Consider the following 24,496-nt stretch of genomic DNA (forward strand, 5'->3'; position numbering starts at 1 on the left):
TATGGGATTAACAGTTAAAAGTAGTTATGCTTTAAGAGCTTTATATGAATTAGCTATATTTCATAAAAACGGCATAAAAAGAGTTTCTATAAACGAATTATCTTCTAAACAAAAAATACCAAAAGATTTTTTGGAGAAAATCTTCAGTGAATTAAGAGAATATGGCATTGTTGATTCCGTAAGAGGTCGATACGGTGGCTACGCTTTAAGTAAAGAACCTCAAGATTTAAAATTAAGTGAAGTAATTTATATACTCGACAAACCTTTCCAGTCATATGAATGTGTTGTAACAGGAAAATGTGAAACTCTTGGTTCTGAGTGTGCTGTAGGATACATATGGAAAAAAATCAATACTATTTTAATGCAAGAACTTTCTAAAATAACTCTTGCTGATTTAGTAGTTTTAGGTGAAAAATTTGAATTAATGGGAGGAAACACTGTTGAAGAAAAAATTAATAATGTTGATGAGCGGGGGAGTTGATAGCTCCGTTGCGGCTTTTTTAGCAAAACAAAATGGATATGATATTATAGGTATTCATTTCAAAACAATGCCTGATGATATATTTATCAAAATTCCTGAAAAGAAAAAGATTTGCTGTAGTCCTTCTGATACATATGACGCAATGAGAATAGCTGATAAACTTGGCTTTGAATTAAAAATTATTAAAATCTATGAAAAATTCAGAGAAAAAATTATCGATTATTTTATAAATGATTATAAAAATGGGGTTACTCCAAATCCATGTATGTTATGTAATAAATATTTTAAGTTTGGTCTTGCTATTGATTTATTAAAAGAATACAATGCAGATTATGTTGCTTCCGGACATTATGCAATAAGAGAGTTTTCAGAAAAATACAATACACATGTAATTAAAAAAGGCGTTGATAAATCAAAGGATCAATCATATTTTCTTGCATATATTGATAAAAAAGCAATTCCGAAAATCCTTTTCCCTAATGGTTATTATACCAAAGACGAAATAAGAAAAATTGCAAAGCAGTTGGATATAAATATAGCTAAAAAGGTTGATAGTCAAGAGCTGTGTTTTATACCAGATAATGATTATAGAAGATTTTTAAAAGAAAATAAAGTTATTATTTCAAAAGGCGAAGTACTGGATTTAGATGGAAATGTTATAGGCGAACATAGCGGATATACTAATTACACTATTGGGCAAAGAACAGGAATTAAATATTTCAAAAATCCAAATATGAAAATGCATGTTTATAAGATAATACCTGAAACTAATCAAATCGTTGTTGCTCCTACTGAGAAAGTTTATTTTAAAGAATTAATTGCAGAAGATTTTAATTTCATTGTAGATTTTGAAAAAATTGAGGCAAAATGCAGAATTAGAAAGAGAAATGAAGAAAAGGATGCCTACATAAAAAAAATAGATTCTGATAAAATAGAAGTAATTTTTAAAGAACCTATTTTTGCAGTTACTCCAGGCCAATTTGCCGTTGTTTATGATAATGATGGAGTTATATTAGGGTCTGGAAAAATTAAAACATACTTATAATACTCACGGAGGTTTGAGATGACAAGAGCTATATATCCTGGTAGTTTTGACCCTATAACCTTTGGTCATTTAAATATAATTAACCGTGCTTCTAAAATATTTGATGAATTATATGTTGTGGTTTTGCATAATGTTAATAAAAGATATTTTTTTACAAAAGAAGAAAGAATTAAAATCACAAAAGATTCGTTAAAAGATTTCCCAAATATACATGTTGAAAGTTATGAAGGGCTACTGGTAGATTATGCAGAAGAAAAAAAAATAAATGTTGTTATAAGAGGGTTAAGAGCTGTTTCGGATTTTGAATACGAACTTCAACTTGCCAATGCAAATAGGTCATTAAATAAAAATGTGGAAATCTTATTTCTGATGACAGATACAGAATTTTCTTTTATTTCTTCCACAATAGTAAAAGAGGTAGCGAAGTTTGGCGGAAATATATCCCAATGGGTTCCAGAAAATGTGGAGAAAGCGATAATTAAAAAAATTAGTAATAACACTGTTTAGAAAAAGAAAAGTAATTATGTTAAAATATTTATGAATTTAAAGAAATTATTAGGAGGGAATTGAAATGGCTATAACTGCTGCAGATGTTAAAAAGTTAAGAGATGCTACCGGTGCTGGAATGATGGATTGTAAAAAAGCTTTAATAGAAGCTGAAGGTGATTTCGACAAAGCGGTTGAAATTTTAAGAATAAAGGGAGCTGCTAAAGCTGCTAAAAAAGCAAGCAGGAGCACTGGTGAAGGTATTATTTATTCATATATTCACCATAATGAAAAGATTGGTGTTTTATTAGAATTAAATTGTGAAACAGATTTTGTTGCAAGAACTGAAGAATTCCATGAATTGGCAAAACAAATTTCTTTACAAATAGCTTCGATGAGACCAAAATGGATAAAGAGGGAAGATGTTCCGGAAGAAGTTATTGCTAAAGAAAGAGAAATATATAAAGAAGAAATGAAAGAATCCGGAAAACCAGAACATATTATCGAAAAAATAGTTGAAAATAAAGTTAACAAATTTTATGAAGATAACTGTTTATTAGAACAGGAATTTGTGTTTGCAGAGGAAAAAGGTCAAAAAATTAAGGATCTTATTACAAATGCAATTGCTAAAATAGGAGAAAATATTCAAATTTCAAGATTTTCAAGATTTGAAATAGGTGAATAGGGTGGTCTTTGTCCACCCTTTTTTTTAAGGAAAAGGGGGAGAGTTTATGTATAAACGAATACTATTAAAGCTCAGTGGAGAAGTCCTTTCTGGAGAAGATAAAAAAGGGTTTGATGAAAAATCTCTTGAATATCTTTCCAATGAAATAAAAGAAGTTGTAAAAAATGGAATTAAGCTTGGAATGGTTATTGGTGCCGGTAATTTATTCAGAGGGCGCGAATTACAGGATGTTACAAATAGCATTGGAGATCACATTGGAATGCTTGGAACTGTAATTAACGCTCTTTACTTAAAGGATTACTTTGAGAAAAAAGGAATTAAAACAGTTGTTGTATCTCAAATTGTTAACCTACCCTCTGTAAGAATTATACATTATGATGATATAGAATTATATTTTAATGCTGGATATGTTGTTATTTTTGCTGGTGGAACATCTAATCCTTTCTTTACCACAGATACTGCGGCTGCCTTACGCGCTGTTGAAATGAAAGCGGATGTTTTGATTAAAGCAACAAAAGTAGATGGAATATATGATAAAGATCCAAAAAAATTTGAAGATGCTAAAAAATATGATAAAATATCATATGATGAAGCAATAAATTTAGGTTTGAAAATTATGGATACAGAAGCTTTTTCAATATGTAAAAGATATAAAATGCCTATTATTGTTTTAAATTTCTTTAAAAAAGGAAATTTAATGAATTCCTTATTCGATTCAAAAATAGGAACTTTTGTTAAACCTTAGGGAGGTGGAATTTTATGTGGTATGATGAAATTGTAGCTGTAAATGCAAGAGAAGTTTTAGATTCAAGGGGCAATCCAACAGTTGAAGCTGTTGTTGAATTAGTTAGTGGCGCAACAGGTAAGGCTATTGTTCCATCTGGAGCATCAACAGGAAAATTTGAAGCTTTAGAATTAAGAGATGGTGATAAATCAAGATTTAAAGGTAAAGGAGTATTAACTGCTGTCAAAAATATAAATGAAATTATTGCAAAAGAGTTAGTAGGGCTTAATGCTTTTGATCAGCCACTTATTGATAAAGTTATGTTAGAACTCGATGGCACAGAAAACAAATCAAAATTAGGCGCAAATGCTATTTTGGCAGTTTCTATGGCTGTTGCAAGAGCTGCAGCAGATTCCTTGGGATTACCTTTATATAAATATTTAGGCGGACCAAACGCAAAGGTTTTACCTGTACCTTTAATGAATATTATAAATGGCGGTGAACACGCTGATAATAATTTAGACATTCAGGAATTTATGATTGTTCCTGCAGGATTTGATAAATTTTCTGATGCATTACGAGCAGGCGCTGAAGTATTTCATTCATTAAAATCATTATTAAAAAAGGAAGGTCATGTTACAGCAGTTGGTGATGAAGGTGGTTTTGCACCAAATCTTAATTCAAATGAAGAGGCTATCCAATTTATTATAAAAGCTATCGAAGATGCTGGATATAAAGCAGGTGAACATGTATTTATCGCTTTAGATTGTGCTGCTTCAGAATATTATGACGAAGAAAAGAAGGTATATAATATTGATGGAAAAGAATTAACAGCGGAAGAAGCTATGGAATATTATGAAATGTTAGTTGATAAATATCCAATTGTTTCTATTGAAGATCCATTTGACCAGGAAGATTGGGAAGCTTATAAGAAATTCACCGAAAAAGTTGGTAACAAGGTACAAATAGTTGGTGACGATTTATACGTAACAAATGTAAAAAGATTACAAAAGGGTATCGACATGAAAGCTTCAAACTCTATTTTAATCAAATTAAATCAAATAGGATCGGTTACAGAAACATTGGATACTATGGAATTAGCCATGAAATCAAACATGACAAATGTCGTTTCTCATAGATCAGGCGAAAGTGAAGATACGTTTATTGCAGATTTAACAGTTGCTATGAATGCTGGATTCATCAAAACAGGTTCATTATCAAGAAGTGAAAGAATTGCAAAATATAATCAATTATTAAGAATAGAAGAAGAACTTGGTGAAATTGCAGAATTTAGAGGATTAAAAGCTTTCTATTCAATAAAAAAATAAATAAAAGTTAAAAGGCGCTAAAGCGCCTTTTAACTTTACCAGTATGAACTTTCCACATTTTCCCATTTCATATCTAATATCTTTTCTATTTCTTTCAATAGTTTCTTTCTTTTACTACTATATTTGGGTATTTGAAAGTTTATAAATTTAACATGTTTATTTTCAAACTCACTTAATACCTCAATATATTCAATAATTTCCTGATTTAAATTATATCGAAACGTATTTAAAAAAATTAAATTATTTTTGTATTTAAAAACATTGCTCTTATATATATCTATATTTTTTAATGAAATCGTACTTTCGGTAAACTTGGCTATTAAAACATTCTTAAACTTTTTCTCAAAAAACATTTTTTTAAATTCATCTATATCTCTAATATCATTTATTTTTATGTATAAGTTGTTTAGCATATATTTTACACCATTAAAAAAAAGGTCTTTTTCCAAATCGCTAAATTTTTCCTCTTTTATAAGTAAAAAACCATCAAAGTCCAAAATTCTTTTTCCAAATGAATATATATAAAATTCTTTTGTTGTCTTTAATATTTCTAAATATTCTTTTGTTATATTGTAATTTTCAGAAACATATATATTATATGAAAAATAATCTATTTCATTAATTCTTTTTTTGTAAAAAGATATATAAATAATATCTTCATAAACTCTTATTGCATCGATTATATTATTTTCTATATCTTCAAATGTTTCTACATCACGAAAAATAACTTTATTTATGTGTTTCAGTTTTTTTATACTTGTTTTTATTAAGTTCTTATCCTCTATTCCAAGATTATAAGAAATCCTGAATAATTCTTTAGAAATATTATTTTCATGCTTAAAATATCTTCTCATCCAGAAGATTAATATTCCGGAAAAAAAGAATGTTATCATAGAAAAAAATACTATTGAAAATTTCGATAGATTCTTACTTTCAAAAATAGAAAGAACATAAACACTATCTCCAAAATCTGTTTTATTTATTGTATATAATTTTCCATTAAAATAAAATTTTTTTATCTTTTCTTTAGATAAAAAAATTTTAGAATATATAAAATAAGGCAAAGATACTTTAGGCCAGATTAATTTCGTCCTATTATCCACTATATAAAATTTAATATCATCTGTTGAAAAACTTTTTAAATGATTAAATTTTACCTTTATTTCAAAAGAAATATAAGCTATTGGTATCTGATCAATATCAAAAATAAATGTAGTCAAATAAAAATAATTTTCATTATTAAATGAAAAAACAGGAGAACTTTTTATTAAATTCGTGCTGTTTTCTAATTCTTTCAAATTATTTTCAAATATCGTATAATTTAAAAAATTAATTTTTTTCGGATATATAATATTTCCACTAAAATCACTTATAATTATTTTTCCATTGAACAACACAACATCTTTTTTTTCATTAATATATTCATCTAATCTATTATATGTATTATTAAAAATTATGTTATTTGATACGTGATTCCCGGAAGAAAATATAATAAGTGATTTTACATATGAATTAATTCTAATATCGTTGCTAAAAATTTGAGAAAAATTAATATATCTCGCATTATAGTCATTAATTATATTAACAACAGAAACAGAAGAACGGTCTACTATTTCTTCAACCGTTCTTTCAACATACATCATATTTACAATAATCAAAATTAAATATAATAATATAAATATAACTAAACTAAAAACAAAAAAATCTTTAAAAACTTCATGTTTTTTCATTTCATCACCAATTAATTATTTGATAATGCCACCACAAATTTTACAGTTTCTTCAACATCTGCTACTGAAACCATTTCATGAGGCGTATGTATATATCTTGTAGGTATTGATATTGTTCCTGAAGGTATTCCTGACTTTGTCGTCTGATATCCTCCCGCATTAGTTCCGCCAAATAATAAAACTTCCATCTGATATTTTATATTATTTTTTTCAGCTACTTCTTTTAATGTATCTACAACAAATTTATCACTTACAGTATATCCATCTTTTATCTTTATACACGGGCCCTCATTTAATTTCATAGACATCCTTTTAAAAGCCTTTGGAGTATCTGCAGAAGCCGTAACATCAAGCGCTATTGCCATATCTATGTCATAATTATAACCAGCTACCGATGCACCTATTAATCCTACTTCTTCCTGAACAGTAAAAGCGAAAATGATTGTATTTTTAGGCGTGTCTATTATCTTTATTGCCTCAATCATAATAGCACAACCTATTCTATCATCGAGTGCTTTTGAGATAACTTTATCTCCTAAATCATTAAATTGTGCATAGTAGGTTCCAAATGTCCCTATAGGTGCTATCTTTTCTGCTTCTTCTTTTGAAGAAACTCCTATATCAACAAATAATACATCAAAACTTAAATTATTCATGTTTTTAGAATATTCTTCCATGGTTTCGCCTTCAAACCCAATTACACCAATATGCCCATTAAATTGAACCTTAGCCCCTATTAAAATCTTTGGGTTAACACCACCAACAGGCTCTACTCTTAAAAAGCCACTATCTGTGATATGTGTAACTACAAGTCCTATTTCATCCATGTGTGCATCAAACAATATCGTCTTTTCTCCTGAACCCTTTTTTATAGCAATTAAATTCCCAAGCTTATCCACTTTATATTCATCAACATATTCCTTTATTTCGTCTATAATAATTTCTCTAATTTTCTTTTCTCTACCACTTGGAGAATTGATTTCTGTTAATTTTTTTATTAAATCTTTCATTATTTTAATATCCTCCCTTCAAGAACTAATAATTCTAATAATTTATATCCGTTGATATAATCATTAATGTCTATAATTGTATTAGGTGAATGAATATAACGTGATGGTACTGCCAATATTCCAGATGGAATACCATCTAATGTTGTTGCAAGCCTTCTGGCATCTGTTCCTCCTGCAGTTCTCATTTTAAACTGCAATTTTATGTTATTTTCCTTTGCCACTGATATAATTTTATCAAAAATTTCTTTTGATAATACCACACCCGAATGCATAAAAAACGTAGCAGGTCCATTACCAAGATGTGTTGCCCATTTATCTTTATCCAATAAAGGATAATCTCCTGCTGTAGTTCCCTCTAAAACCAGAGCTACATTAGGTTTAATATAATGCGCAGCTACACCACTTCCACGCAATCCAACCTCTTCCTGTACAACAAAAGCAAAATAAGTATCATATTCTGGCTTATATCCTTCATAAATTTTATCTATTAAATTCATCATCCACGAACAACCTGCTCTGTCATCGAAAGCTTTTGAAACTGCTCTATCACCACTCATATAAAATTTTATATCAAATGTTACCATATCTCCCAATTTTATTTTTTTCTTTAATTCTGTTTTTTCATAACCTGTATAAACTTTAAAAGATGTATAATCCGGTTTTGACTTTCTTTCATTAGCATTTAATAAGTGTATGGGTTTAATTTGTATTATAGATAAAATTTCTCCTTTAACTTTAAGCCTTTGAGCAAAAACCACACGAGGATCAACTCCACCTACTGGAGAAATATGAAAGGTTCCATCATCATTTACTTTAGTCACCATAAACCCTACTTCATCCATATGTGCAAGCAACATGACCTTTTTTGATGAATCTTTCCCTTTTATTTTTGCTATTAAATTTCCCATAACATCTACATGATATTCATCCACTTTATTTTTTATTTTTTCAAGAATATATTCTCTAACCTTTTCTTCTTTACCAGAAATTCCAGGTAACTCTGTAAGTTCTGGCAAATATTTTAAAAGCTCATTCATCATTTTCACCTTCTTTGTTATAATCTACAATAAATTGCGCTATTAATCTTGCTGCATTGTCTACATCAGAAGGATCAACAACTTCTACAGAAGAATGCATATTTAAAATTGGTATAGATATACCTATTGTTTTAATACCTTCTCTAACTATCTGAACAATGTCTGCTTCAGTTCCGCTTCTTATAGGTAATGGCTCAATTTGATGCTTTATATTATATTCTTCTGCTATTTTTATTATTTTTTCTGTTACTTCATTATTCATAGTGGGTCCTATCGCTATTGCCGGCCCTTTTCCCATTTCTATTTTTTCAAAATGTGGTGGTGTATCACTCCCAAAAGTGACATCTACAATTATTCCGATTTCTGGATTTACCTCATAACTAGTTCTTTTTGCACCTTTTAATCCTATTTCTTCACCCTGGTTAAATAAAAAATAAATGCTTTTATCTTCAATTTTATATTTCTCTAAATATTCGAGAGTTTTTAATAAAACAGCACATCCCGCTCTATCATCAAGAGCTTTACCTGTTATTTTATTATTCAATTCTTCTGATTTTACATCTACAACGCCAATATCACCAACTTCAATATCTTCTGTTCCACCATCAATAGAAAAATCTACATATAGGTTATCGAAATCTGGTGCAGTATTTCTATGTTCCTGCTTTTGAAGATGTGGTGCGAGCATTCCTACAATTCCTAATTTAAATCCCTGTTTCGTTTTAAACTTAACCCTTTTTGAAATCAATGTTCTTGGATCAACTCCGCCTATAGTATGAACCATTGCAAATTGTTCATCAATTATTTTTGAAACAACTAACCCTATTTCATCCATATGAGCAAACAGTCCTATTTTATTACTTCCATTTCCATATTTTATTCCTAAAGATCCTTTTCCTGCATCAAAAATCTCTATATTATTTGAAATTTTAATCACCAGATCTTTAATTGTCTCTTTCACTTCATTTTCATACATTGAAACACCTATAGCATCGCTTAATTTTTTCAGAATTTCTGTTGTTTTCATCTTATAACCTCCATCATAATTCTATAGGTTCAACATTTATCTGATCATTATCATAATGTATTGATACTGGCCCTTTTGGCCATGCGTAATTATTTAAGACTATTCCGCATATTTCCACAAGAGGTGATTCCATTTCTGCTGCTACTATAAATGTATTTTTATGCTGCGTCATTCCAACTCTAACTGTACCCTTTATTTTACCAAATACTATCACACTCCCTCCAGCTCTTATTTCTGAACCCTGATTCACATTACCAAAAATAATTATATCTCCTGGATTATCAAGTATCTGACCAGAGCGCACATGTTTCTTATATATATTAGTACCACTTAATCTAAATTCTTTCTTCTTTTTTTTGATTTCTGGAAGATCTTCAAAATATGCTCCTGATAAATATAATTTTTTCTCCTTTGCCAGCTTTCCTATTTTGGGTACAATTGAATACATTTCTGGATTTTTTATCAAAACATAGAACCCATCACCTTCTGAAAAAAAGTTATTCAGCTTATCTAAATTTTCAGAAAGTTTTTCCAAAAGTTGCTTTTGTGTAACGTTTTTCTCAAGAAAAAAAATGATGTCTCCATCAATAAATTTAGGATATACAATATCTTTTTCCGAAGCCATACAAAAAACCTCCTGTAATTTTCAATTAATATCTATATAATATAATAGCATATAATTATCGTTAATACCAATTTATTATTCTTATCATATCTAAGATAATCCTTAATTATCAGCTGAAATTATCTTTTATTGCAGATTTTTTCATTAGCAAAAAAGAAAAAAATATTGTAAAATATAATCGTGTCGTGAAATATTTAACCCAAAAAAATCCAGAAATCTGCGGAGGTGCTTTATGTATCAGGATAAAAAATTAATTGAAATTTCAGAGAAGAAGAAAAAATGGGAAGAAACAACCTTAAAAAAGACACTCGAAAGATTTCCAGAAAGAAAAAAACATTTTAAAACTACTTATAATGAAGAGGTAAAGCGTTTATACACACCTGAAGACATTAAAAATATTGATTATTTAGAAGACATAGGATTTCCAGGGGAATATCCTTTTACTCGTGGCGTTCAACCTACAATGTATAGAGGAAGATTCTGGACAATGAGGCAATATGCTGGTTTTGCTTCTGCTGAAGAATCCAATAAACGATATAAATATTTATTAGAACAGGGACAAACAGGTCTTTCAGTTGCTTTTGATTTACCTACTCAAATTGGATATGATTCAGACCATTCAATGTCAGAAGGTGAAGTAGGAAAAGTAGGCGTTGCTATAGACTCTTTAAAAGATATGGAAATACTTTTTGATGGCATACCTCTTGATAAAGTAAGTGTTTCTATGACTATTAATTCTACAGCTTCAATATTGCTCTCAATGTTAATAGCTGTTGCTGAAAAACAAGGAGTAGAACAAGAAAAGTTGAGAGGAACTATACAAAACGATATATTAAAAGAATATATAGCAAGAGGCACATATGTATTTCCTCCAGAACCTTCAATGAAAGTAATTGTAGATATATTTGAATACGGTTCCAAAAATCTCCCTAAATTTAATTTAATAAGTATAAGCGGATATCATATAAGAGAAGCTGGTGCAAATGCCGTTCAAGAAGTCGCATTTACATTAGCTGACGGATTGGCATATGTTGAAGCTGCTGTTAAAGCAGGATTAGATCCAAATATATTTGGAAAAAATTTATCCTTTTTCTTCAATGCCCATAACAATTTTATTGAAGAAATTGCAAAATTCAGAGCTGCAAGAAAATTATGGGCTAAGCTAATGAAAAATAAATTTAATGTCACAAACCCTGCTGCATTAAGATTAAAATTTCATACTCAAACTGCAGGTTCCACATTAACTGCTCAACAACCTTTAAACAATATAATAAGAGTTACATTACAGGCTTTAGCTGCTGTTTTAGGCGGAACTCAATCACTACATACAAATTCTTATGACGAAGCTCTTGGATTGCCTACAGAATTATCTGCTACAATTGCTTTAAGAACACAACAAATAATAGCATATGAATCAGGTGTTACTGAAACAATAGATCCTTTTGCTGGATCATATGTTATAGAATCTTTAACAAAAGACATTGAGGAAAAAGCTATGAAATATATAGAAAAAATTGAAGAAATGGGAGGAATGGTAAGGGCAATTGAAAATGGGTATGTTCAAAAAGAGATATTAAATTCCGCTTATGAAACACAACTATCTATAGAAAATTCCGAACAGATTATTGTAGGCTTAAATAAATTTACAGTAGAAGAAGAACATAACGGAACCATTTTAAAAGTGGATCCTATCGTTGAAGAAAAACAAAAAGAAAAATTAAAAAGTCTAAGAAAAGAAAGAAATAACGACGAAGTAAAGAAAAATCTGTTAAAATTGGAAAATGCTGCAAAAAACAATGAAAATATTATGCCGTATATTTTAGACGCAGTGAAATCATATGCTACATTGGGTGAAATCACAAATGTTTTAAGAGACGTTTTTGGCGAATACCACGAAGCTGTAATATTATAACAAGGGAGGATTAATAATGAATAAAATAAGGGTATTGGTAGGAAAACCCGGTTTAGATGGTCATGATAGAGGAGCTAAGGTCGTTGCAAGAGCATTAAGAGACGCTGGAATGGAAGTTATATATACAGGAATAAGACAAACTCCAGAAGATATTGTAAATACAGCTTTAGAAGAAGATGTAAATATTATAGGATTATCAATATTATCAGGAGCACATATGAAATTATGCGAAAAAGTATTGAAATTATTAAAAGAAAAAGATGCAGATATTCCCGTATTTTTAGGTGGAATTATACCAGAAGATGACATACCAACTTTAAAAGAAATGGGGATTGTAGAAGTCTTTGGCCCTGGAACTCCACTTGAAACAATAATCAGCAAGGTGAAAGAAATTGTATATTCAAAAAAAGCTTGAAAATATAATAGAAAAGTTCAAAAATGGTGAAAAATATGCTTTAGCACAGGTAATATCCCTTGTAGAAAACAATATAAATTATGCCTGGGATATAATAAAACAACTTCCAAACCCAGAAAAAGATACACAAATAATAGGAATAACCGGAAGTCCTGGTGCTGGAAAAAGTACATTTTTATCAAAAGCTGTTAATGAATGGAGCAAAAATAATTTAAAAATAGGTATTATAGCTGTTGACCCATCAAGCCCATTTTCCGGTGGCGCTTTTCTTGGAGATAGAATACGTATGAGAAATTTGTCCGGTAAAAACAATGTTTACATAAGAAGTATAGCTTCTCGAGGCAGCGTTGGTGGTTTATGCGATTCAATATATGATATTGTAGATGTTATGAAATCGTTTGGATTTGATAAAATAATTATAGAAACTGTTGGTGCAGGACAATCTGAAATAGAAGTAATATTTGTTGCAGATACTGTGCTCCTTGTTTTATCTCCAAATACCGGTGATGAAATACAGATGTTTAAAGCTGGAATAATGGAAATAGCTGATGCCTATATAATAAACAAAATGGATTTACCAGAAGCTGATAAATTTATTTTACAATTGAAAAACACATTATCTCTGGAAAATGAATATAAATCAAAAATCATATTACCTGTTAGCGCTATACAAAACAAAGGTATTATAGAAAGCATAAATTGGATTGATACACATTTTAATGAATTAAAAAATTCAGGCGAATATGAATATAGAAAAAAAAGAAGAATAAAAAGAAGAGTTAGAAGCTCTATTATGAGAAATATAGATAATATAATAGATGACTCAAATATAGAATTTGAAAATGTAAAAGATTACAAAGAAAAAATAATGAAATATATATGTGAGGAGGAAAAAAATGAAAAAGATTGATCATATTGGAATTGCAGTAAAATCCATTGATAAAGCTTTAAATTTATATAAAAATTTATTAAATTTAGAAATAACAGGAGAAGAAATTCTTGAAAATAGAGGATTAAAGGTCGTTTTTATAAAAGCTGGTGATACAAGAATAGAATTATTAGAGCCTTTGCATGAAAATTCTGAAATTTCTGGATTTTTAAATAAAAAAGGCGAAGGAATACATCATATAGCATACGAAGTGGAAAATGCCAGTGAAATGATAAAGAAATCAAAAGAATTGGGAATAAAACCTTTAAGTGACGAACCAAAAGATGGTGCTCATAACACAAAAGTTGTTTTTTTACATCCAAAAACAACAAATGGCGTATTAGTTGAATTAGTTGAACATAAATAGTATAATAAATATAATACTCTTGAAGGGAGTGTAATAAATGGATGAGAAGTTTCAAGAAATATACGAAGAATTCTTAAAAAGAAAAGAAAAGTTATATGAAGGTGGCGGAGAAACAAAAATAGAAAAACAACACAAACTCGGCAAGTTAACTGCAAGGGAAAGAATCGAATTATTGGTGGATAAAGGGTCATTTGTTGAAACGGATTTATTTGTAAAACACAGAAGCACAAACTTTGGTCTTGACAAAAAAATATTTCCATATGATGGAGTAATAACAGGCATCGGAACAATTAATGGTCAGAAAATTGCAATATATTCTCAGGATTTTACCGTTCAAGGTGGTTCTCTTGGAGAGATGCATGCAAAAAAAATTATGAAAATTCAGGATATGGCTATGAAATATGGAATTCCAATTATTGGAATTAATGATTCTGGAGGTGCAAGAATACAGGAAGGCGTCGACTCACTATACGGATATGGTGGAATATTTTATAGAAACACCTTAGCATCTGGAGTTATTCCACAAATCACAATAATTGCAGGACCTTGTGCTGGTGGTGCTGTATATTCTCCAGCAATCACCGATTTTATTATAATGGTCGACAATACATCGCAAATGTTCATAACTGGACCTCAGGTAATAAAAGCTGTTACAGGTGAAAATGTTGATAAAAACCAACTTGGCGGCGCTATGGCTCATAATGCAAAAAGCGGTGTTGCTCATTTTATTGCAGAATCAGATGAGGATGCTATGAATATAGCCAAAAAACTCTTATCATACATTCCTTCTAACAATTTAGAGACTCCAGAAGATTTTGATTTTGATAATAATTTTGATTTACCTGAAAAGATTTATGAAATAGTATCTCCAAATCCAAAAAAAGGATATGATATTAGAGATATTTTAAATCTGGTGTTAGATAAAAATTCTTTCTTTGAAGTGCATAAATACTATGCCACAAATATAGTTGTGGGATTTGGTAGATTAGGAGGAAAAAGTGTTGGAATAATTGCTAACCAACCAAAGGTATTAGCTGGAGCTTTAGACATAAATTCTTCAGATAAAGCTGCAAGATTTATAAGATTCTGTGATGCGTTTAATATTCCTATTATTACATTTGTGGATACTCCGGGATTCTTACCAGGTGTTGGTCAGGAACATGGAGGAATAATCAGACATGGAGCTAAATTATTATATTCATATAGTGAAGCAACTGTACCAAAATTGACCGTGATTTTAAGAAAAGCTTACGGAGGCGCTTATATAGCCATGGCATCTCAACATATAGGATCTGATTTTGTATTTGCATGGCCGACTGCAGAAATTGCTGTTATGGGATCAGAAGGAGCAGCGAATATTATATTCAGAAAAGATATACAAAATTCGGAAAATCCAGAAAAAACAAGAATGGAAAAAATTGAAGAATATAAAAAAGAATTTGCAAATCCTTATGTTGCAGCTGGAAGAGGTTATATAGAAGATGTTATAGATCCAAAAGAAACCAGAAAAGTTTTAATTCAAACATTATATATATCTGAATCAAAAGCTGAACCAAGACCAAATAAAAAACATGGAAATATTCCATTATAAATGGTGGTGTTATTATGAATAATGTTTTGTCAATTACTCTTGTTGGAATAGTTATAGTTTTTCTTGTATTGTTTATATTAAGTATGTTTTTTATATTTTTCAAATTTTTATCTCCATCAAATGAAAGAAAAGTAAAAAAGGAAATAAACATGCCTCATACAAACCCAAAACCTGTTGAAGATAAAAATATTATCAACATTAATGATGATGAAGAAATAGTTGCTGCTATAATGGGAGCAATATCGATGATTATGGAAAACAAAAAATTTAAGATAAAAAGCATTCAAGAAACTACATTATCACAAAGAAAAAATAAAAGCATGTGGGGAGTATTACCATCTGCTATTACCTGGAGAGCAAAAAGATTAGGAGGGAGAAAATGATAAGAAAGTTTAATGTTAAGGTAAATGGAAAAAATTATGCAGTGGAAGTAGAAGAATTAGAAAATAACAGTACCGCATCTCAACCTGCACCACAACCTGTTGCTCAGCCACCTGTACAATCTGCACCAATATCAAGGCCAGCACCAGAGCCTACACCTGTTATGCAAAAACAAAAACATACATCTGTATCTGACGGAAAAAATGTTGTAAAAGCTCCATTACCTGGTGTTGTTGTAGATATAAATATCGCTGAAGGTAATAGAGTATCAAAAGGGCAAAAATTATTGGTAATAGAAGCTATGAAAATGGAAAACGAAATATTAAGTGATTATGATGGCGTTGTTGAAAAAATACTTGTTAAGAAAGGTGACAGTATAGAAGGGGATCAAGATTTAATTATAATTTCATAATAAATCAGAATGTTACCACAAATAATAAAAAGGAGAATTTATTCTCCTTTTTATTTTACCATTTTCAGCCATCTATTATATAATTCTTCTGAATCCATCTTATCATTTAAATACATTATAAAATCAGTACTGAAAAATTTAAATAATATATAATCTGTTTTTTTATCAATTTTTATTGCTGTTTTCAATTGTTTTGCAACTATATCTTCTTTTTTATCTAATTCTTCTAAAAATTTTTCATCTGGCATAATCGTATTATTATATTTATAAAATTTTTTAGCCACTTCTGTTTTTGATAAATATTCCATTACTTTTTCAGCTTCACTTGATTTATTTAACAACACCCATTGTTGTCCACCCATTGGAGAAAAACTCCCATCAATTCCAAAAGGGATAATTGAAACTCCAAAATCAAAACCTTTTTCCTTGTATGTAGAAAAACTCCATGGGCCATTGAATATTATATCCACTTCCCCACGGACAAACATATTTATCATATCATCATAAAAATTTTCTGTAATTTTTGGAATTAAATTATTCTTATATAAAAATTTTATTTTTTCCGCTATATTAATAAATCTTTTCTTATTGACATTTGAAGTTAAAAAATTTTTATCTTCACTTAAAAAGATAGCGCTCATCCACCATCCTGAATTATATGGCATATAAAATACATAGTCTTCAATTTTATTTTTATCAAATGTTGGAGAATTAATATTATTTCCATATATATCTTTTATATTATTTTCTATATAATCCCATAATTCGTTTAATGTTCGTGGTGGTTTTTTTATATGTTTTTTATTATATAACATAACAAGGCAATCTACTGATTGTAATATTGGTTTATCTTTTATATATGATTCAAACCATTCAGGCATTTTTATATCTACTCTTGCAATATCAATTTTATGATTTAAATCAAGCAGTTGCTTTATCCTTGAAAAATGCCCCGAAAATGGGATTCTCTCAATATTAAACTTGACCATATGAAATAATTTATATGAGTTTAAAATTTTTTCCAATCCTTTTGTTTCACTTTCAGACATTTGTGTTACTATATTTATATTTTTTCTGGGAAATATAGCATATATGCTGATTAAAACTACAATGAAAATTATCAGCACTACTTTAAATTTCATTTTTTCATCTCCCTATATATCCCTTTTATTTCTTCTATATTTTCCAGAAAAATTTCTACAATTTCTGGATCAAAATGTTTCCCTTTCTCTTCTATTATTATTTCTATAGATTTTTCAATGGAAAATGCTTTTTTATAAGGTCTTTCTGAAACAAGAGCATCAAAAACATCACATATCGCTACTATTCTTCCCTCTATAGGAATTTCTTTACCTTTTAATCCATATGGATATCCACTTCCATCATATTTTTCATGATGATATAAGGCTATCCTTGAAGCGAGATCAAAAAAACCATCATCTATTTTTTTTAGAATTTTATAACCTATTTCCGCATGTTTTTTCATATATTTATATTCTTCATCAGTTAATTTTTCTGGTTTTAATAGAATTGAATCAGGTATTCCTATTTTTCCAATATCATGCATTTGCGCTGCATAATAGTAATCCTCAATTAAATTTTTGTCTTTTAATATTTTTGAAGCTATTATTTTTGATATTTTACCAACTCTAATTATATGATTTCCCGTTATTTCATCTCTAAATTCTGAAATATTACCAAGAAGACTTATTATTTCTTGTATCAACCTTTTATTTTTAGATATATAATCTATATTATTTTTAAACATTTTATCCAGAGTTTTTCCTATTCGATCTATCTCTTTTATATAAGTTTTAGAAATATGATAATCAATTTTTTCTCCATTTAAAATATTCTCTCCTATACTTTCAACTTCACTGGAAAAATCTTCTATTGCATATTGTATTCTTAAATAAAATTTTTTATCTATAATATAAGAAATTAGAAATATTAAAATTATTAATACAGACCATTGAATTGATTTATTTAACATATAGCTCTTTAAATCCATACTAATATCAAATAGAACGTATATTGGATATACCCCGTAAGTGCTATCGTTAAATCTTACATAATAATATTTTTTCCCTATTTTTATAATATTATTATTAATCAATTTTATTTCCTTTATATTTTCTTCTACTTCCACATTTGATACTATTATATTTCTATTAAATCCCATTACAATATAATTACTATCCAGATTAATTTTTCTAATTGTATTTTTTACAATTGGTGGAAGATATATTATCCTTAAATATAATTTATTTTTTTTATAATAATAATTATATAATTCTTTATTTTCAATGACTGAATATCCATTAAATGCTCCAACCTCTTTTAAAGCATTTAATACTTTCTCCGAAGCCTTTATTATATTATAACTTTTTGCTTTTTCTAATTCATTGTCTATTTCCTTTGTTAATTCTGAAAAGAATATATTGGTAATTTTATTAAACATTCCTTTTTTATACTTTATTTCTTCCTTTATATCAAAATATATTGTTGTCGGAAACAAAAAAACAAATATTAAAATAAGCAAAAGAAAACTTTGCTTATTAAATATTTTTTTTATTGAATATTCTTTCATTTTATCACCTTTAGCTTTTATATTCATAAATATATAATATTTGTTTTCCATTTATAATCTTTTTTTTCTTATTAGCTTTCTTTCCAAAAAATGCTTCAAAATTTTCATGTGAAGTTATAATAGAATAGTTGAAATATGGAAATGTTTTCCTCAGATATCTCATTTGTTCGTAAATTTTTTCTGCATGAGCCTTATCCTTCAACCTTTCACCATATGGAGGATTTGTTATTATATATCCTTCACTATAATCTAATTTTATGCTCTCCATATTTCTTTTTTCAAAACGTATAAATTTATTTAGTTTAAATATCTCAGCATTTTTTCGTGCTATCTCTATCATCTTGAAATTTTTATCAAAACCAAAAAGTTTAAGCTCCCCATATTTAATAATTTCCAGAGATTCTTTTTTATATTCTACAAACTTTTTTTCATCAAAATTAGACCACGTTTCAAATGAAAATCTCCTATATATTCCAGGATCCATATTTATCCCATACATTGCTGCCTCTATTGGAATGGTTCCTGAACCACAAAAAGGATCTATCAATACATACTTTCTTTTCCAACCTGCTTTCAAAACCATTGCCGCTGCAATAGTTTCGCGAAGAGGTGCCTCACTTACGAGTTTTCTATACCCGCGTCTATGTAATCCTTCGCCAGTTGTATCCAATGTTAAAGTTACTATATTATTCTTTACATATACACGCAATTTGTATATTCCGGTTTCTTCATTATATATATTTATTTTATATTCTTTTTTTAATTTTTCTATTATAGCTTTCTTTATAATTGATTGAATTACTGATTGATTATATAAAATAGATTTTGAAGTTCTTACCTTATCAACTATTATTTTACCATTTTTAGGAAAATAATATGACAAATCCAAATTCATTATACCATCATATAAATCATCAAAACTTTCCGCATTAAATTCTGCAATTTTTATAAAAATTCTTTCTGCTGTTCTCAATTTTAAATTCAACTTATAATAATCATAAACTTTACCAGAAAATTCTACCATACCATTATTTGCATTTTCTATTTTGTAATTCAGCCTTTTTAATTCATTTGACAATATTTTTTCTAAACCTATTGAACATAATGCTATATAATTCAACTTTCTCACTTCCCAATATTTAAATATTCTTATTTTAATTATACCACCTATTTTTTAACATAATATTTTATTTTCAAATTGATAAAAAAGCTAATTTTATGTTATAATATTTGAGTATTACTGTTTATAGTAAAAAATCAAAATTTTTCATACATTTTAAGGGAGGGACACCATGAAAACTCTTGGCAAATTTGTACTGTACTCTATAATCGCTCTCATGAATGCCGGATTAATATGGTCTATATTTATATTATCCGGTCTTGGAAATTACGGACTTTCAGTTGTTATCGGCGCATTTGTAATACTTGCTAATATCGCTATTTTTTCAAAAAAAGGATATCCATATAGATACACCTTGCCCGCAATGTTCTTTCTTTTTATTTTAACTGTATATCCAATATATTACACTGTTAAGACAGCTTTTACAAATTATGGAACAGGACATTTATTTACAAGAGATCAGGCTATTCAAATTCTGCTTAATGACCCAAATTATTTATATGAACCCGAAAACGGAAATAGCTATAATTTTAAGATTTTCATAAAACTTAAAAATTTCAAACCAACTGAAGATTTTATTATAGTCTTATATAATGATAAGGAGATATTATTATCAGAAAAACCACAGGAAATTACTTATAATTCAAAAGGCAATCCTAAAAATGCTTTTTCTGAATTAAAACCAATAAATGAAGATTATATGAATATTACAATTAATGGTAAAACTTACTCTGCCTTTTTAAAAAGAAAATTAGATGATACATTTAGAGCTCTTTCTATTAATGAAAAAATGAATAATGTTCTTGGTTTTGAAGATAATAAAGGTACAAAATATGTTTATTTTTATTCTCCAACTGACCCAGGAACATTTAAAAATGCCTCATTTTATAACTCAGTATTAAGAAAAAAATATCTGGGTGTTCTAGAACTTAAAAATTATGATGGAAAACGTTATAGACTTTCTTCCAGATTCATATACAAAAAATTCTCTGAAGCATATAGAATATATGAATTAAGAGTAAAACCCGTTTTCGTAAACAATAAAAAAACTTATAAAACTATAATTTTTAACACAAGAACAAATAAAGAACTAATTGACAGAGATAGTGCATTCTGGGATTATAACGAAAATGGAGATTTAATCAGATTAATAGGGTATTCATCTTTTGTAGGAACTTATCAATTTGACAGAATTAGAAAAGATCCTAAAATATCCGGACCTTTTTTCAAAATTTTTACATGGACATTTACATATGCCGCTCTAAGTGTTTTATTTAGTTTTATTATTGGTATGATTTTAGCTCTTATGCTCAATGATAAGTTTATGAAAGGTAGAATATTATACAGAACTCTACTTATTATTCCATGGGCTGTTCCTGCATTCATTTCTGTTTTAATATGGAGAAATGGTTTTTTCAATGAAACTTATGGTATTATTAATAGATTTATTATTACAAATCTGGGATTAGACCCAATAAAATGGTTAAATGATCCTTTTTGGGCAAAGGTTGCTGTTTTAATGGTAAATACGTGGCTTGGCTTCCCATACATGATGACAATTACATTAGGAGCATTACAAAGTATTCCTGACGAACTATATGAGGCTTCTTCAATTGATGGAGCTACGCGATGGACTCAGTTTAGAAAAATTACACTACCATTATTGATGGTATCATTAACCCCCCTTCTTGTTAGCAGTTTTGCATTTAATTTCAATAATTTCGTGAATATCTATTTATTAACTGGAGGCGGACCTGCCATGCCCGGTGCTACAACACCTGCAGGTTCAACAGATATTTTAATTTCATATACTTATAAATTAGCTTTTGAGGGTTCTCGTGGTCAAGATTTTGGTTTTGCAAGCGCAATTTCCATATTGATCTTTGCAATTGTATCTGGTATTAGTTATTTCAACTTTAAATTATCAGGAGCTTTTGAAGAGGTGAGCAGATAATGATGATTCAGAAAAAAAATTATATATTAAGACATATTTTTTTGATAATAGTTATAATTCTCGTACTTTTCCCTCTTGTCTGGGTCGTTACAACATCAATAAGAAGAGATAATGCAGCATTTTCACCTAAACTTTTTTCCTCAAGAATTACATTAAATTATTATAGGGATTTACTATTCCCAAAAGCCACTGTCCCTGAATTAATAAAAGATATAAATGGAACGGCACATTTTATAGGTGAAAATTCTAAATTAACCTTTGATGAAGCAAACAAGAAACTCTTTAATGAATTAAAAGATTTTGAAATATATATAGATGAAACTAATGAATATTTAAATAATATCCAGAAAAGATTTATCGATATGCAAAAATCATTGTATGGTAAAGATATGGATAATATTATAGAAGATATTAATAAAGCCCGTATAAAAGAGTTTGAAAAGTTAGAAAAAATGGAGGATTTGTTTTTAGAAGGTTCGTTTTTATCTGATGTCAATTTAGAATCTATCAATTCTCAGAAAGAGGAACTAAATAATGCAATCACAAACTATTACTATCTAAGAACTGAAATATTAAATTTGCTATCAGACATTAAAAAAACAGATGATAATAGCAAATATTATGATAATACTATATACACCATCTTTTCAATAAAACCAAATTACACCTTATGGAAAATAAAAAATTATAAAAAATGGGTAAAGATCGAAAATAATGAAAAATTATTAATATTAAATACCAAAATTAAAAATTTATCAAATGAATGGAAAAATATACTTTCAAAAGCAAAAAATATAGATAATGCTATGAATGCTTTGGAACAAAAATTTTTAGGAAAAGATTTAGAAAATATGAATAATTACAGCAGTGAAATAAAAAATATTCAAAAAGAACTGTCTAAAATAAAAAACAATATTTCAAAATCACAAAACATTGTATTGAAATATACAAGCGATCTAACATCTCTTTTAGAATTATATGCACCAGATAGTTTAAAAATAGAATCTGCCGTGAATATTTTAAAAAACTATAAAAGAGATAAAGTTAATTCTACTGAAGTTATGGCTTTATCTGAGAAAATTAATTTCATTTCAAATACTTTTGAAATCATTAATAAAAAAATACAACAATTGTCAGATTTTGAAATATTCAAAGATTCAATACAAAAATATTATGAATCATTCTTATGGTTAAAAAATAATTTAGAATATATAAATCCCGATCTAGAATACATTACTCCAGCATATAAAACCGTTTTTGAAATAATAGATAATATAGATTCAACATTAAATACTTTAAAAGCACTAACAATAAATTTAACAGATAATCTCGCAATACTGGAAAAATATCAAAATTCCTATAATCAGTTGGATTCTAAACTAAAAGCTTTTTCTACAAAATATGATGAATTATATAATAAAAATAAAACCGTATTAGACAATTTTAAAAAATTAAAAAAATACGGGGAATTCCTTATAATAAAAAGCTTTTCCAACTTAGAAATAAAAAATTATTATGAATCAGAATTTTTTGCAGATTTATTGAATTCGAAATTATTTGAATTCTATAAACCTCTAAAAAGAGATTTAATCGTATTTACATTGAGAAATAATATAGAAGAAGCTAAAAACAAATTTTACCTTAGTATGAATTCTTTTGAAAAACTGATCTCTGAAATTAACCCCAATATAGAAAAATTAAAAAGTAATGCAAATGATTATTTGAAAATTAATTATAATGGATACACAGCTGATATATTACCTATTCTTGAAATTTCTTCAATATATAATTCTAAATTTGGCCCAGTAAAAGCAAATATTTCAAGGTCTTCAAGAATTGTTTCAGATCTTGCAGATTCAGTAAAATATAAATCATTAAAAACTGATTTGAGAAAAATTGATGCAGATATTTATGATTTACTTGATAAATGGAATCCAAAACAAAGAAAACCATTTTTACGATGGTTGTTAAATTCTATAATCGTAGCTGGTGTTACATCAATATTAACAGTTTTGATGACAGCTGTTGCAGCTTATCCGTTTAGTAGAATGAGATTTTTTGGAAGAAAAGAAGGACTTTTATATTTAATGTTAATTCAGATGTTCCCTGCAATAATGTATATGGTAGCATTATATGGAATTTTAAAATTCATGGGGGATTATTTTGGGTTTATAGGACTTGATACACTTGCCGGATTGATTTTTGTATATCTTGGGGGAGTTTCATTCAATATGTGGTTAATAAAAGGATATTATGACACTATACCAGATTCTTTAGAGGAATCTGCTATGATTGATGGAGCAACAAGATTTCAAACTTTCTGGTTAATTGTTTTGCCACTTGCTTCACCTATTTTAGCAGTAGTCACTATACTTTCATTTATGGGAACCTTTAATGAATTTGTATTAGCAAGAATTGTTCTGGCAAGCGAACAGAACTTCACCTATGCTGTAGGATTACAAACTTTTTCTTCCGGTCCGTTTGAAACTGAATGGGGATTATTTACAGCTGCCGCTTTACTTGGCGCAGTCCCAATGGTATTATTATTCCTATCTATGCAAAAATATCTTGTTGGTGGTTTAACCCAGGGATCTGTAAAAGGATAATATATACTTTTGAAATCCGAGAATTTCTGGTATAATTATAAT

Annotated in this window: 23 protein-coding genes; 15 read left to right on the forward strand and 8 right to left on the reverse strand. The window is 28.3% G+C overall.

Going from position 1 to position 24,496, the window contains the following annotated elements; translation table 11 throughout:
- Position 1: 1 nt before the first annotated feature.
- From XO12_RS03170 to eno, 6 genes are all read left to right on the forward strand, one after another.
- The gene (locus XO12_RS03170) at positions 2–481 is read left to right on the forward strand and encodes an Rrf2 family transcriptional regulator (protein WP_047265749.1); all 480 of its coding nucleotides are present in this window, start codon (positions 2–4) and stop codon (positions 479–481) included.
- Positions 441–1,526, forward strand: coding sequence for a tRNA 2-thiouridine(34) synthase MnmA (gene mnmA, locus XO12_RS03175; protein ID WP_175419662.1), 1,086 nt, complete (start codon positions 441–443; stop codon positions 1,524–1,526). The genes XO12_RS03170 and mnmA overlap by 41 nt, the downstream gene beginning before the upstream one ends.
- Positions 1,527–1,544: 18 nt before the next feature.
- Positions 1,545–2,033, forward strand: coding sequence for a pantetheine-phosphate adenylyltransferase (gene coaD, locus XO12_RS03180; protein ID WP_047265750.1), 489 nt, complete (start codon positions 1,545–1,547; stop codon positions 2,031–2,033).
- Between the two features lie 64 nt (positions 2,034–2,097).
- Positions 2,098–2,697 (forward strand): translation elongation factor Ts, encoded by a 600-nt coding sequence (gene tsf, locus XO12_RS03185; protein ID WP_175419663.1) that lies wholly within the window; start codon positions 2,098–2,100, stop codon positions 2,695–2,697.
- 46 nt (positions 2,698–2,743) lie between these two features.
- Positions 2,744–3,442, forward strand: a complete 699-nt coding sequence (gene pyrH / locus XO12_RS03190; protein WP_175419664.1) for a UMP kinase — start codon at positions 2,744–2,746, stop codon at positions 3,440–3,442.
- 14 nt (positions 3,443–3,456) lie between these two features.
- Positions 3,457–4,749 (forward strand): phosphopyruvate hydratase, encoded by a 1,293-nt coding sequence (eno, locus tag XO12_RS03195; RefSeq protein ID WP_175419665.1) that lies wholly within the window; start codon positions 3,457–3,459, stop codon positions 4,747–4,749.
- A gap of 35 nt (positions 4,750–4,784) precedes the next feature.
- Here the strand turns inward: eno and XO12_RS03200 are convergent, their stop codons facing one another.
- Genes XO12_RS03200 through XO12_RS03220 form a run of 5 tightly spaced genes read right to left on the reverse strand, consistent with a single transcriptional unit; the run spans position 4,785 to position 10,178 of the window.
- Entirely contained in the window at positions 4,785–6,479 is a 1,695-nt protein-coding gene (locus tag XO12_RS03200; RefSeq protein ID WP_047265754.1) for a hypothetical protein, read from the reverse strand.
- A gap of 11 nt (positions 6,480–6,490) precedes the next feature.
- Positions 6,491–7,489 carry a M42 family metallopeptidase gene (locus tag XO12_RS03205; protein ID WP_175419666.1) on the reverse strand — a complete coding sequence of 333 codons (999 nt, stop codon included), beginning with the start codon at positions 7,487–7,489 and terminating at the stop codon, positions 6,491–6,493.
- Positions 7,489–8,526, reverse strand: coding sequence for a M42 family metallopeptidase (locus XO12_RS03210; protein ID WP_175419667.1), 1,038 nt, complete (start codon positions 8,524–8,526; stop codon positions 7,489–7,491). The genes XO12_RS03205 and XO12_RS03210 overlap by 1 nt, the downstream gene beginning before the upstream one ends.
- Entirely contained in the window at positions 8,519–9,553 is a 1,035-nt protein-coding gene (locus XO12_RS03215; RefSeq protein ID WP_047265757.1) for a M20/M25/M40 family metallo-hydrolase, read from the reverse strand. The genes XO12_RS03210 and XO12_RS03215 overlap by 8 nt, the downstream gene beginning before the upstream one ends.
- A gap of 13 nt (positions 9,554–9,566) precedes the next feature.
- Positions 9,567–10,178 carry a septum site-determining protein MinC gene (locus XO12_RS03220; protein WP_047265758.1) on the reverse strand — a complete coding sequence of 204 codons (612 nt, stop codon included), beginning with the start codon at positions 10,176–10,178 and terminating at the stop codon, positions 9,567–9,569.
- Positions 10,179–10,410: 232 nt separating this feature from the next.
- Between XO12_RS03220 and XO12_RS03225 the strand changes: the two genes are divergently transcribed.
- The 7 genes from XO12_RS03225 to XO12_RS03255 are packed head-to-tail and all read left to right on the forward strand — an operon-like array spanning position 10,411 to position 16,184.
- Positions 10,411–12,090: a methylmalonyl-CoA mutase gene (locus tag XO12_RS03225; RefSeq protein ID WP_047265759.1), complete on the forward strand. Its 1,680-nt coding sequence runs from the start codon at positions 10,411–10,413 to the stop codon at positions 12,088–12,090.
- Positions 12,091–12,103: 13 nt separating this feature from the next.
- On the forward strand, positions 12,104–12,505 hold the full coding sequence (locus XO12_RS03230; protein WP_156166143.1) for a cobalamin B12-binding domain-containing protein: 402 nt from the start codon (positions 12,104–12,106) through the stop codon (positions 12,503–12,505).
- Complete coding sequence (meaB, locus tag XO12_RS03235) at positions 12,483–13,415, forward strand: methylmalonyl Co-A mutase-associated GTPase MeaB (RefSeq protein WP_052913182.1); 933 nt, start codon at positions 12,483–12,485, stop codon at positions 13,413–13,415. The genes XO12_RS03230 and meaB overlap by 23 nt, the downstream gene beginning before the upstream one ends.
- A complete protein-coding gene (mce, locus tag XO12_RS03240) occupies positions 13,402–13,800 on the forward strand; it encodes a methylmalonyl-CoA epimerase (RefSeq protein ID WP_047265761.1) in 399 nt (132 codons plus the stop codon). Before meaB ends, mce begins: the two co-directional genes overlap by 14 nt.
- Before the next feature lie 37 nt (positions 13,801–13,837).
- Positions 13,838–15,391: an acyl-CoA carboxylase subunit beta gene (locus XO12_RS03245; RefSeq protein ID WP_047265762.1), complete on the forward strand. Its 1,554-nt coding sequence runs from the start codon at positions 13,838–13,840 to the stop codon at positions 15,389–15,391.
- Between the two features lie 14 nt (positions 15,392–15,405).
- Positions 15,406–15,774 (forward strand): OadG family protein, encoded by a 369-nt coding sequence (locus XO12_RS03250; protein ID WP_047265763.1) that lies wholly within the window; start codon positions 15,406–15,408, stop codon positions 15,772–15,774.
- Positions 15,771–16,184, forward strand: a complete 414-nt coding sequence (locus XO12_RS03255; RefSeq protein WP_047265764.1) for a biotin/lipoyl-containing protein — start codon at positions 15,771–15,773, stop codon at positions 16,182–16,184. The genes XO12_RS03250 and XO12_RS03255 overlap by 4 nt, the downstream gene beginning before the upstream one ends.
- A gap of 50 nt (positions 16,185–16,234) precedes the next feature.
- Here the strand turns inward: XO12_RS03255 and XO12_RS03260 are convergent, their stop codons facing one another.
- The 3 genes from XO12_RS03260 to XO12_RS03270 are packed head-to-tail and all read right to left on the reverse strand — an operon-like array spanning position 16,235 to position 19,894.
- Positions 16,235–17,326 carry an extracellular solute-binding protein gene (locus XO12_RS03260; protein WP_047265765.1) on the reverse strand — a complete coding sequence of 364 codons (1,092 nt, stop codon included), beginning with the start codon at positions 17,324–17,326 and terminating at the stop codon, positions 16,235–16,237.
- Positions 17,323–18,825, reverse strand: a complete 1,503-nt coding sequence (locus XO12_RS03265; RefSeq protein ID WP_052913183.1) for an HD-GYP domain-containing protein — start codon at positions 18,823–18,825, stop codon at positions 17,323–17,325. The genes XO12_RS03260 and XO12_RS03265 overlap by 4 nt, the downstream gene beginning before the upstream one ends.
- Positions 18,785–19,894: a class I SAM-dependent RNA methyltransferase gene (locus XO12_RS03270; protein WP_156166144.1), complete on the reverse strand. Its 1,110-nt coding sequence runs from the start codon at positions 19,892–19,894 to the stop codon at positions 18,785–18,787. Before XO12_RS03270 ends, XO12_RS03265 begins: the two co-directional genes overlap by 41 nt.
- A 172-nt stretch (positions 19,895–20,066) precedes the next feature.
- Between XO12_RS03270 and XO12_RS03275 the strand changes: the two genes are divergently transcribed.
- Positions 20,067–21,848, forward strand: a complete 1,782-nt coding sequence (locus XO12_RS03275; protein WP_047265767.1) for an ABC transporter permease subunit — start codon at positions 20,067–20,069, stop codon at positions 21,846–21,848.
- Entirely contained in the window at positions 21,848–24,454 is a 2,607-nt protein-coding gene (locus tag XO12_RS03280; protein WP_047265768.1) for a sugar ABC transporter permease, read from the forward strand. The genes XO12_RS03275 and XO12_RS03280 overlap by 1 nt, the downstream gene beginning before the upstream one ends.
- The last annotated feature ends 42 nt before the right edge of the window (positions 24,455–24,496 follow it).

This window comes from Marinitoga sp. 1154 (genome assembly GCF_013363285.1).
Taxonomy (GTDB): Bacteria; Thermotogota; Thermotogae; order Petrotogales; family Petrotogaceae; genus Marinitoga.

Excerpts from the sequence above, each read along its gene's own strand:
- XO12_RS03170 (WP_047265749.1), top strand. The coding sequence starts at position 2 with ATGGGATTAACAGTTAAAAGTAGTTATGCTTTAAGAGCTTTATATGAA.
- coaD (WP_047265750.1), top strand. The coding sequence starts at position 1,545 with ATGACAAGAGCTATATATCCTGGTAGTTTTGACCCTATAACCTTTGGT.
- tsf (WP_175419663.1), top strand. The coding sequence starts at position 2,098 with ATGGCTATAACTGCTGCAGATGTTAAAAAGTTAAGAGATGCTACCGGT.
- pyrH (WP_175419664.1), top strand. The coding sequence starts at position 2,744 with ATGTATAAACGAATACTATTAAAGCTCAGTGGAGAAGTCCTTTCTGGA.
- eno (WP_175419665.1), top strand. The coding sequence starts at position 3,457 with ATGTGGTATGATGAAATTGTAGCTGTAAATGCAAGAGAAGTTTTAGAT.
- XO12_RS03200 (WP_047265754.1), bottom strand. The coding sequence starts at position 6,479 with ATGAAAAAACATGAAGTTTTTAAAGATTTTTTTGTTTTTAGTTTAGTT.
- XO12_RS03205 (WP_175419666.1), bottom strand. The coding sequence starts at position 7,489 with ATGAAAGATTTAATAAAAAAATTAACAGAAATCAATTCTCCAAGTGGT.
- XO12_RS03210 (WP_175419667.1), bottom strand. The coding sequence starts at position 8,526 with ATGAATGAGCTTTTAAAATATTTGCCAGAACTTACAGAGTTACCTGGA.
- XO12_RS03215 (WP_047265757.1), bottom strand. The coding sequence starts at position 9,553 with ATGAAAACAACAGAAATTCTGAAAAAATTAAGCGATGCTATAGGTGTT.
- XO12_RS03220 (WP_047265758.1), bottom strand. The coding sequence starts at position 10,178 with ATGGCTTCGGAAAAAGATATTGTATATCCTAAATTTATTGATGGAGAC.
- XO12_RS03225 (WP_047265759.1), top strand. The coding sequence starts at position 10,411 with ATGTATCAGGATAAAAAATTAATTGAAATTTCAGAGAAGAAGAAAAAA.
- mce (WP_047265761.1), top strand. The coding sequence starts at position 13,402 with ATGAAAAAGATTGATCATATTGGAATTGCAGTAAAATCCATTGATAAA.
- XO12_RS03245 (WP_047265762.1), top strand. The coding sequence starts at position 13,838 with ATGGATGAGAAGTTTCAAGAAATATACGAAGAATTCTTAAAAAGAAAA.
- XO12_RS03250 (WP_047265763.1), top strand. The coding sequence starts at position 15,406 with ATGAATAATGTTTTGTCAATTACTCTTGTTGGAATAGTTATAGTTTTT.
- XO12_RS03255 (WP_047265764.1), top strand. The coding sequence starts at position 15,771 with ATGATAAGAAAGTTTAATGTTAAGGTAAATGGAAAAAATTATGCAGTG.
- XO12_RS03260 (WP_047265765.1), bottom strand. The coding sequence starts at position 17,326 with ATGAAATTTAAAGTAGTGCTGATAATTTTCATTGTAGTTTTAATCAGC.
- XO12_RS03265 (WP_052913183.1), bottom strand. The coding sequence starts at position 18,825 with ATGGAAAACAAATATTATATATTTATGAATATAAAAGCTAAAGGTGAT.
- XO12_RS03275 (WP_047265767.1), top strand. The coding sequence starts at position 20,067 with ATGAAAACTCTTGGCAAATTTGTACTGTACTCTATAATCGCTCTCATG.
- XO12_RS03280 (WP_047265768.1), top strand. The coding sequence starts at position 21,848 with ATGATGATTCAGAAAAAAAATTATATATTAAGACATATTTTTTTGATA.